Here is a 9,321-nt window from a genome sequence, read left to right on the forward strand (position 1 = left end):
ACCATCCAGACAATAGTATCTGGATGGTTCGTCATTTCTTAACTTAATGACATTGGAGAATTACTCTCTAACTAAAATAATATCCTTTGTAGTCATAAAAATAAATTCGATAAATAAAACGATCATTTTTCTTTATACTGAACTGTTGTTCAAGATTTCCATCCGTATCGTAAATGGATAATAGTCCTGCAATTCCTGAATTTACGACAATATGATCACCTAAATTTTGTGCACTCGATACATAGGCGCTAAACGGAACTTCAAATGAATTGGCCAATGTATATGTCCCTTCATTTTCATCCACTAAATATTGATAGTAATAGGATGTCGTGCCTTCTGTAATACTTGTTTGAATTCCATCATTGACAGTCCAATCATAATCTTTTTTTGTCTTAGAATATCCAAAATTATTATCAAACATGTATAGATAATATTGACCAGATTCTAATGCATCATCTTCCATATATGTTACGGTATGTTGTCCTCCACTCGTCAAGAAGTCCCCTACTTTTGTATATAAATACTTTGTATAGTCTGTATCTTTCCAGAAATCTTCATTGCCTATGATATAGCCAATACTTGGATTTGTGCTTATATCATTAATTTTAAAGATCGAACTTGTTTCTCGAGAAGAAAGAATAACACTATCATCACTTAAGTATTGAAGTGTATTGATATGCAGCCAATCCCATTTTGAACCTTCTTTATGATCCGTACTCTCTTTGTAGCTTTTAAACAAATCTTCTAAATCTAATACTTCACTTACTTCTTCGCTATCTACATCCAATTTAATAATACAATCTTCTACACTATTCTTTTCCTCATTTGTAGCTAATAAAATCAAATTTCCATCCTGATCAAATTGATAATCGTGATGAACCATATAATTACCCAAATTATAAATGTGTTCAATCATACCTAAATGATTGATGGCAGCCATTCTATGTGTAGATACACTCATATATAAGATTTGATTTTGCATCAACATACGATGAGAACGATATCCAATAATTGGAATTTCCCCACGCAAAACGCCATTTGTATCATACACATAGACAAAGTCTTGATCATCCGCATCATTTCCTAATAGTGTATATAAAGCATTGCCTAAATCTTGTTTAGAACCAGACACTTGTTTAAGTTGTATATCTTCATCACCTAAAAGTGATCCCATTGTATAGTTTGTACTTACACTTTGACTTGTTCCATCCTTATAGGTGGCTGTAATTGTGATTGTATTTGTACAATTTGGAATCAAACCAATCAATTGAAACTCATGTTCCTTTTGATATTCTTTAGCCTGATAAGCCGTAGCTGTAAAATCCGTGTAATCGCTGCAACTCACTGTATATGTAATTTTAGCCACTTTGGATGTATTAAAATAAACATACATCGATTGTGTATTGGTTGAAAAAGGATTGTATTTCATAAATATATTTTGAAGTGTATAGTTCCCATTTCCTTTTTCATTTTCTAAATCCGATAATGCTTGTTCTTGAAACTCCATCGTATAAATTTTATTGACTGTGACTGTAGATTGACTATCTTTATAAATTCCATATCCAATGGTAAGTCCAATAATCAGCACAAAAATCAATATATTTCCAAGTTTTTTCTTCATAAATAATCCACCTCGGAAATATTGTATTATGTTTTTCTTAAGATTTCCTTAAGTTTTCTTAAGATTTTAACGGAAATTTCAATTTGTCAAAAAAAAGAAATAGGCTTGATTATTTTAAGGGCATGAAAAGTATAATCGCCTATTTCGTAAGTGAGTATACTGATTCAAACTTAAATAAACCTTAAAAGATGTGAAGATACAAATTAAGAATTCTAGAAAATGTTATAATTTATGTGGTGATGATACTATGAAACTATTATTTAAACAAAGATTCTTTTCCTGGTTTGATAGCTATGATATTTATGATGAGTCAGGTCAAATCATATATCAAGTTGAAGGAAGGCTTTCTTGGGGACATAAGCTAGTCATTTATGATCAAAATGGAAATGAAGTGGGTAATGTATTAGAAAAGGTGATGACTTTACTTCCTAAATTTGAAATCTATAAGAATAATGAATATATTGGATGTCTATCGAAAGAATTATCTTTCTTTACTCCACATTACCACATTGACTATAATGGATGGCATATTGATGGAACTCTTACTGAATGGAATTATACAATTGTGGATGAAAACTATGATACTGTAGCGATTATTCGTAAAGAAATATTTAATTTAACAGATACCTATGTCATTGATGTTAAAGACCCAGAAAATGCATTGGATGCGCTTATGTTTGTCTTGGCTATTGATGCAGAAAAATGTTCTAGAAACAAGCGACAAAATTATTAGCACTCACCTCTTGACTGTGCCAAATAATTGTACTATGATACTAGCAGTTAAAAGATATAAGTGCTAAGGAGGATTCAATATGCGCTATTACCCTAATTATTTTGATGACTTTTTCAATGATACTAAAAAACAAGATACAAGTACTGTATTAAGAACAGATATTTATGAAAAGGATGGATATTATCAAATCTGCATGGAGGTTTGTGGGATTCAAAAAGAAAATATTCAAATTGAACTAAAAGATGGCTACTTAAAGATCACAGCCACTCGTAATATCAACAAAGAAGATACGCGTGTACTTCGTCAAGAAAGATTTACTGGAACTTATTCTCGTTCTTTCTATATTGGTGAAGGCTATAAACAAGAGGATATCAAAGCTAGTTTTGACAATGGTGAATTATTTATCTTATTACCTACAAAACCAGTGAAGCGTGAAGAAGAAACAAGATATATCAATATTCAATAGTGAGAGACTTGCGTCTCTCATTTTTTGGATTATACTATTTTTAATCAAGTGGAGGTACAAACAATGAGTGTATTAGATGAAAATGTTGCGATCTTCAAATATTTTGAAGAAATCTCAAAGATTCCTCATGGATCATTTCATGAAGAAAAAATCGCAGACTATGTAGAAAATTTTGCGAAGGAACATGATTTTAAATATGTTCGTGATGACATGAATAATGTGATTATTTATAAAGAGGCTACACCAGGCTACGAAGATCACGATACAGTTATGTTGCAGGCACATATGGATATGGTATGCGAAAAGAATAAGGATGTCGACTTTGACTTTGAAACCGATGCTTTAAATTTATATGTTGAAGATGGCTGGTTAAAAGCAAAAGGAACAACATTAGGTGCCGATGATGGATTTGGCGTTAGCTACATGTTGGCCATTCTTAGTGATGATACTCTAAAACATCCAAACTTAGAATGCGTATTTACTGTACAAGAAGAAGTAGGTCTATTAGGATCTATCCATTTAAAGAAAGAATACTTCCAAGCCAAGAAAATGATTGGTTTAGATGGTGGTGGTGAAGTTAGTACTTGTACCACTACAAGTGGTGGTCGCTATGCCTATGTCGATAAAACATGCACGTTTGAAGAAGTTGACAAACCAACCTACAAACTTACTGTCAAAGGATTAGATGGAGGGCATTCAGGTGCTTGCATTGATCAAGAGAAGGGTAACTCCATTAAAATCTTATTTAGAGTTCTGCAAACATTAAAAGATATTCAAATCGTATCTGTGAATGGTGGACTTAAAGAGAATGCGATTCCTAGAGAAGCAGAGGCAACTTTCGTTTCAGACATCAAGCCAAATATAGATTCTATCGTAAAAGATTTAAAAACAGAATTTGAATTTAGTGATAGTAAACTCGATATTCAATTGGAAGAATCAGACAAAGCCATTAAAGCTTTTACTTCAAAAGATTCAAACGAATTGATCACACTATACTACTTACTACCAAATGGTTTACAACATAAATCTATGGCTATCGAAGGATTAACTCTATCTTCCCTTAACTTAGGTAAGCTAAGAACAGAAGACAATGTTGTAAAATGTGCATTCTGCATCCGTTCCCCATTAGAATCTATGAAAGATGAATTAGGAAATAAAATCAAAATGATTGCACAGTTATGTCATGCTTCTGAACATGAAGATACAAACTTCTGTGGTTGGAACTATGAAGCTAACAGTTCATTAAGAGAAAAATTAAAAGAAATCTTAAAAAAACAAGGTGTAGAAATGGAAACGGAAGCATCACACGGCGGTATGGAAACGGGTATTCTAAAAGGATTGATTCCAGATTTAGATATCATCACATACGGTCCTATTGCCCAAGGTTGTCATACACCAGAAGAAAAATTAAACCTAGAATCTTTTCAAAAAGCCTATAAAAACTTATGCGATTTGATTGCAGAATTGTAAGAGAAGTCTATACTTCTCTTTTATTTTGTGCTATAATACTTAAGCACATGGCGCGTTCGGCAAGCGGTTAAGCCACAGCCCTCTCAAGGCTGTATCACGGGTTCAAATCCCGTACGCGCTACCATATAGCTAAATGCCCTTTATTTAAAGGGTTTTTTTATTTTTATACAATCCAATGTCTTAATTATGTCTTAATTTTTTTAAATTCTGCATTTTTCAATCGGATTTTTACCTTTTCAAAAAGTGAAGGCAATGAAGGCAAAAAGTGAGTTGTAACTTTTTTTCTTATATATTTCTTTATATATTTATTTTTAAAATTTACTAGAAAAATAATATAAGTAAATATTTGCTTTCATTCCCTTCACTTTTGATTATCATTTGTTACTTTGTACGTTATGTTTTTAAAAACTTAATTTTTGTTCAAAAAAAGTTATATAATGCTTGTATATATGCTAGCATTATGTTATAATATATATGTAGAAAGGAGAACACATGAGAGATAAATTAAAAGAACTTCTTCGAAATCTAGACCTAATCGAAGAAGTCGTAATCAAAATGATTTCCATTACTGGCTGGATTCTTATTTTGATTAAAGTGATTAGGGGTGGCTAGTTAGCTACTCCTTCTCGCTAACATTATAATTTATATTTCATGAATAAGCAAACGTATGAAAAAGACAATATTACAAATTTTATTTATTCTAGGGTTAATTTTCTTCTTTATTGAAATGTTGGTTACATTACTATAGGAGGTGTTTAAAATGAGACCACAAGACAAGTACAACAAAGAAAAAATGACAATCATATCTGCTAGATTTCAGAATGATTTCGCAAACGAATTCAAACAAGCTTGTAAAAGCTTATGTATCAGTCAAGCAGATGTAATTAGAGACGCAATGAATCAAACAATTGAAAAAGCGAAAGCTATGAAGGAAAGCAATATGTATAGCACAACTAAATTAAGTACAGACGAAAGTTATTTTAATCAATTTATTCAAAATCTAAAAGATTATGATGATTTTGGAAAATTCAAAGGTTACTTTGGAAGATATGAAGATTTTGAAAAAAAATTTGATGATCTAAACACTTCGCGTGAAGTTTACATTGATGCTTTTGATGAAGATGATTTTGAAACTCAATATAATGAAAAAGAAATTCATGAAAAACTCGGTGACAATCCAATTGTAAATGGATATGCAGAAGTTGAAGTTGGAACTGGTAAGTATGTTAAGCTTTATGGAAAATATTACTTTGAAGATTACGATGAAGATAGTGAATGCTATCAAATGTGTAGCTTTGGAAACTACTATGCAGTCGATTTAGATTAAGGCCTATTTAATAGGCTTTTTCTTTTATTGTATCTCGTTCCGATGGTCAAGGGCCTTATGCGAAGCATGTATGCTACGAGCATACTTTTGAACAAAAAAAAAGAACCACCTTTCAAGTACTTCTAGAATGTACTCTATTCAGTGGTAAGAAAATAATGTTTCTTTGTAGTCGACTTGCATAAAAATAATATCAATCAGTCACGCTTGGTATGACTATAGATCAATACTAATAAATCCATATGCCTAACTTGGATTTGTACATCAAGCTAACATGGTTCACTTAGAATTTCTCATGTTTTGGCCTTTATTAGTATAACATATCAAAAACTGCCACACAATTAAATGCGTAGCAGTTTCATTTCTCCTTATACCTAATAAATGGTATACGAGATAAAAAGAATATGATCGTATTCCCCTAAGCATAGATATTATACCATATTATGGTATTGGTCGTATTGTGCACTCTACTAATCTATGTGCTTATATTTTAACACAAAAAAGCAAAGGACGTATAAATCATACGTCCTAGGATACTCCTTCTACACTAGTAGACGAGCTATGTGCCATTTTTTTAATTATGACACTTTTATTGATATTTAATTGTAATTTTTGCACATTTTGTACAATTTTGACACTTATATGTGTTATTTTTATACTTTACGCAATTTCTGTTAATGGTGTTGGGTCAACCCAAATACCGCCAATTTTAACAATATTCTTTTGAACATTAACCACATCAACTCTGATTCTAGTTACATAGACAACTGCATTTGTAGTATGCAACACATTGTCATTATATCCATCTGAATTTGGCACTTTATCAACTAAGCGAATTGGAAACCAACCACCTAATTGAGATAAATAGCAACATAAATCATCGCCAATTTTCTTCAAACCTTGATTGCCGATTTTCATGTGCACAGATGTAACATAGCTTCCTTCGTGCAAGATTTGGTCGATAGCTTCACTACTTGATTGCGTCGTTCCTACTGGTGTATGAGGGTCTGTATCGATACCTGCATCATTTGTCCATCCAATAGCTACCCCATTACGATCAACACGATATGGATATTTAGAGCCTTTAATAACCCTACCAATTGAACCGTTCCAATCTCCTTTTAAGATTTTAGAAGTTCCGTAGCAGTTAACGCTTAATGTATTTGTACAGATAGGTGTACCGACTGAATACTTTTCACCGCTTGGAGCGCTTGGAGTGCTAGGAGCGCTTGGCGCTACAGTCTGACCATCTAATCTAGCATTTACTTCTTGTGCTAATTGAGGCATTCTATCGTGTAGGAAAGGACCTGGGCAACTTGTACTTGCAAACATTCTATGCTCTGTCAAACTTCCATTCGCATTTCCTGTGTAATTTAATCTAAATCCATATCGTTTACAAATATCAACACATAAATTTACTAATGCATTCCATGCTTTAGTTGAGATATTCCAATTAGGCGCACACGTTTCATTTGCAACTTCAATTGTAATTGATTGGCAATCGTTGTAGTAGTTTGATGATGTCCACGCTCTGTTTTCTTCATCAACATTCGCAACAATCGTACCATCTGAACCGATACAATAGTTTGCGCTAGCCATTCTTCCACTTACTTGGAATGATTGAGCGCATCTTTCGGCACTCCACTGACATGCCATATGATGAGGTGTGATTTTACATACTTTATAGCCACCACGTCCTCGCATATAGTTATCTGCACTAGCAGGAATATATTTATTTGTTAAGCTTGAATATGACATTCTTCTTCACCTTCTTCTTTTCCATTTGATAACTCAGATTGAGCTTCTTCTGATAAATCTTCAAATTTTACTTCTTTTTCTTCCATGAATTATACCTCCTAATTCTTTTCGACTAAAAAGTCCTGAATTTCCTTTCGTGTAGCCTTTAGGCTTTCTTTATCATCTTCTGATAGCATTCCATCAAGAATGGCCATGTTTGCTTTTAGCATCAGATCGCCTCGCTTTTTATCTTCTTCTAACCGATCGTCATGATCTGATAGAATGCGAGTATGCTCTTCTAATTTGCGATTGATACCTTCCTGATTCAGTGTTATCTTCTCAAGTGAATTTAATCGCTCATTATCTTTGTGAAGCAATTCATCGTGTCTTTGAACTTTAGCTTTTAAATCGTCACTCGGCTTTTTCAATTCTTTAATAATCTTCACAACACCCCAAATGGATGCTATGAAGCCACAAATCCATACAATCTGATGGCTTGTAATTGTAAAATTCATACAAACCACCTACTTTATTTTTCTTCTGTTTGGCCTTCAATGAAACGTGTAAATGCCTGATGCAGTCCGGTAGATGCCAATCCCATCACCGCTCCATATACGGCACTTTCAATCGAAAGGCCTGATACCGCTAGATTTAATGTCATTCCAATTAAAGCAAGCACTGTTGGAATATATTTATTAGGAAAACTTGTAAATGATGTTTTTAAAATATATCCGACAACTAAGCACGCTACCAAAACAACTAAAACAAAATAATTTGTAACTTGTGTAAAATCTAAATTCATACTGATCCTCCTATTAGACTTATTAAAAACGAGCCTATTTCTAGACTCCGCAATATCTATAATTTAGTTACGTTTAACATCACATAACCATCTTTGAAACCATCGTTAGTTGTGATGCTACGAATTTGTGTCATTCTAAACAAACCTGTATCAGTTTCTTTTCCTTCATCTAAAGACACTTGTTTGAATAACACGTAATCTTGTTCATTGATTTGTCTATCTGTCAAATCAAGAATAATAAAGTCATGTTCCGTAAAGAAATTCCATAACTTTGTATTTAAATTGATTTCATGAACTTTAGTCATATAAAATCCTCCTATTAATATAAAAAAAGCGAGGTAAACAAAAATGCTATATTCAGAAAAATTAACATCCTGGTTAAAGGAAAAGAAAATCTATCTAAAATACAGCACTTACACAAATTATTGTAATGTGATCCACAATCACATACTGCCATCACTTGGCAGTTATCAAATCGAGGAACTGAACAATGATATTCTCCAGGAAATGATTCTTCAAAAGCTTGAAAACGGCCGTAAAGATGGCAAAGGCGGTATATCATTCAAATACGCCAAAGACATTATTCAAATCTTGAAGTTTACACTTCCATTCAAAGTCGATGTTCAGTTGCCTTACCATCCTCCTAAGGCGGTCGAGATTTTTGAAAAAGAACATCAAATAACATTGATTAATCACCTCCAATCTGAGATCAACTGTAAAAACTTTGGAATACTTTTATGCATCCACACCGGAATACGCATAGGTGAACTATGCGCTTTGAAATGGTCTGATATAAATGTACAGACCAAACTTTTAAAAATTGACAAAACCATGATACGAACATACACAAAAGAAGACGGCAGTCATCTTTCAATAACACCACCTAAATCACGTTCTAGCACTCGTATGATTCCCTTGAACACATGGATAATGCATTATGCTATATTGCTTCAAGGTGATGCAGACAACTATGTGTTAACGAATCGAGATAAACCGATAGAACCTAATAAATACAGATTGTATTACAATAAGTTGCTTAAAGAACTTGAACTACCGCATAGGAAGTTTCACGCTCTCCGACACACATTTGCGACAAGATGTATTGAATGTGGTTGTGACTATAAATCACTGAGTGAATTGTTAGGCCACTCCAATGTATCAATTACAA

The 9,321-nt window shown here is 32.9% G+C and carries 10 protein-coding genes and 1 tRNA gene; 6 read left to right on the forward strand and 5 right to left on the reverse strand.

The window, feature by feature from the left end; all coding sequences use genetic code 11:
- Positions 1–67 precede the first annotated feature (67 nt).
- A complete protein-coding gene (locus LJE08_RS11705) occupies positions 68–1,621 on the reverse strand; it encodes an aryl-sulfate sulfotransferase (protein ID WP_227403317.1) in 1,554 nt (517 codons plus the stop codon).
- A gap of 247 nt (positions 1,622–1,868) precedes the next feature.
- Here LJE08_RS11705 and LJE08_RS11710 point away from each other — a divergent pair, with 247 nt between their 5' ends.
- The 5 genes from LJE08_RS11710 (at position 1,869) to LJE08_RS11730 (ending at position 5,617) form a co-directional block, all read left to right on the forward strand.
- Positions 1,869–2,354, forward strand: a complete 486-nt coding sequence (locus tag LJE08_RS11710) for an LURP-one-related/scramblase family protein (protein ID WP_217256401.1) — start codon at positions 1,869–1,871, stop codon at positions 2,352–2,354.
- A 79-nt stretch (positions 2,355–2,433) separates the two neighbouring features.
- Complete coding sequence (locus tag LJE08_RS11715; RefSeq protein WP_117924250.1) at positions 2,434–2,820, forward strand: Hsp20/alpha crystallin family protein; 387 nt, start codon at positions 2,434–2,436, stop codon at positions 2,818–2,820.
- Between the two features lie 63 nt (positions 2,821–2,883).
- The gene (gene pepD / locus LJE08_RS11720; RefSeq protein ID WP_227403318.1) at positions 2,884–4,290 is read left to right on the forward strand and encodes a beta-Ala-His dipeptidase; all 1,407 of its coding nucleotides are present in this window, start codon (positions 2,884–2,886) and stop codon (positions 4,288–4,290) included.
- A 49-nt stretch (positions 4,291–4,339) separates the two neighbouring features.
- Positions 4,340–4,414 (forward strand) — tRNA-Glu (locus LJE08_RS11725).
- 636 nt (positions 4,415–5,050) lie between these two features.
- The gene (locus LJE08_RS11730; protein ID WP_227403319.1) at positions 5,051–5,617 is read left to right on the forward strand and encodes a hypothetical protein; all 567 of its coding nucleotides are present in this window, start codon (positions 5,051–5,053) and stop codon (positions 5,615–5,617) included.
- A gap of 657 nt (positions 5,618–6,274) precedes the next feature.
- On the opposite strand, the gene LJE08_RS11735 is transcribed toward LJE08_RS11730, so the two are convergent.
- The 4 genes from LJE08_RS11735 to LJE08_RS11750 all read right to left on the reverse strand — a co-directional run bounded on the left by LJE08_RS11735 (position 6,275) and on the right by LJE08_RS11750 (position 8,458).
- Entirely contained in the window at positions 6,275–7,372 is a 1,098-nt protein-coding gene (locus LJE08_RS11735) for a peptidoglycan recognition family protein (RefSeq protein WP_227403320.1), read from the reverse strand.
- A gap of 98 nt (positions 7,373–7,470) precedes the next feature.
- On the reverse strand, positions 7,471–7,866 hold the full coding sequence (locus LJE08_RS11740; protein ID WP_227403321.1) for a hypothetical protein: 396 nt from the start codon (positions 7,864–7,866) through the stop codon (positions 7,471–7,473).
- 14 nt (positions 7,867–7,880) lie between these two features.
- On the reverse strand, positions 7,881–8,153 hold the full coding sequence (locus LJE08_RS11745; protein ID WP_227403322.1) for a phage holin family protein: 273 nt from the start codon (positions 8,151–8,153) through the stop codon (positions 7,881–7,883).
- A 56-nt stretch (positions 8,154–8,209) separates the two neighbouring features.
- Entirely contained in the window at positions 8,210–8,458 is a 249-nt protein-coding gene (locus LJE08_RS11750) for a hypothetical protein (protein WP_227403323.1), read from the reverse strand.
- A gap of 43 nt (positions 8,459–8,501) precedes the next feature.
- On the opposite strand from LJE08_RS11750, the gene LJE08_RS11755 reads away from it, so the two are divergent.
- Positions 8,502–9,321: site-specific integrase (locus LJE08_RS11755; RefSeq protein WP_227403324.1), on the forward strand; the 820-nt coding region annotated here is incomplete at its 3' end.

The sequence above is a fragment of the Holdemanella sp. DFI.5.55 genome, from assembly GCF_020593575.1.
Lineage (GTDB): Bacteria > Bacillota_I > Bacilli_A > Erysipelotrichales > Erysipelotrichaceae > Holdemanella > Holdemanella hominis.

Bases quoted from the DNA above. Each gene is read 5' to 3' on its own strand.
- LJE08_RS11730 (WP_227403319.1), top strand. From the start codon at position 5,051: ATGAGACCACAAGACAAGTACAACAAAGAAAAAATGACAATCATATCT.
- LJE08_RS11705 (WP_227403317.1), bottom strand. From the start codon at position 1,621: ATGAAGAAAAAACTTGGAAATATATTGATTTTTGTGCTGATTATTGGA.
- LJE08_RS11750 (WP_227403323.1), bottom strand. From the start codon at position 8,458: ATGACTAAAGTTCATGAAATCAATTTAAATACAAAGTTATGGAATTTC.
- LJE08_RS11745 (WP_227403322.1), bottom strand. From the start codon at position 8,153: ATGAATTTAGATTTTACACAAGTTACAAATTATTTTGTTTTAGTTGTT.
- LJE08_RS11740 (WP_227403321.1), bottom strand. From the start codon at position 7,866: ATGAATTTTACAATTACAAGCCATCAGATTGTATGGATTTGTGGCTTC.
- LJE08_RS11710 (WP_217256401.1), top strand. From the start codon at position 1,869: ATGAAACTATTATTTAAACAAAGATTCTTTTCCTGGTTTGATAGCTAT.
- pepD (WP_227403318.1), top strand. From the start codon at position 2,884: ATGAGTGTATTAGATGAAAATGTTGCGATCTTCAAATATTTTGAAGAA.
- LJE08_RS11735 (WP_227403320.1), bottom strand. From the start codon at position 7,372: ATGTCATATTCAAGCTTAACAAATAAATATATTCCTGCTAGTGCAGAT.
- LJE08_RS11715 (WP_117924250.1), top strand. From the start codon at position 2,434: ATGCGCTATTACCCTAATTATTTTGATGACTTTTTCAATGATACTAAA.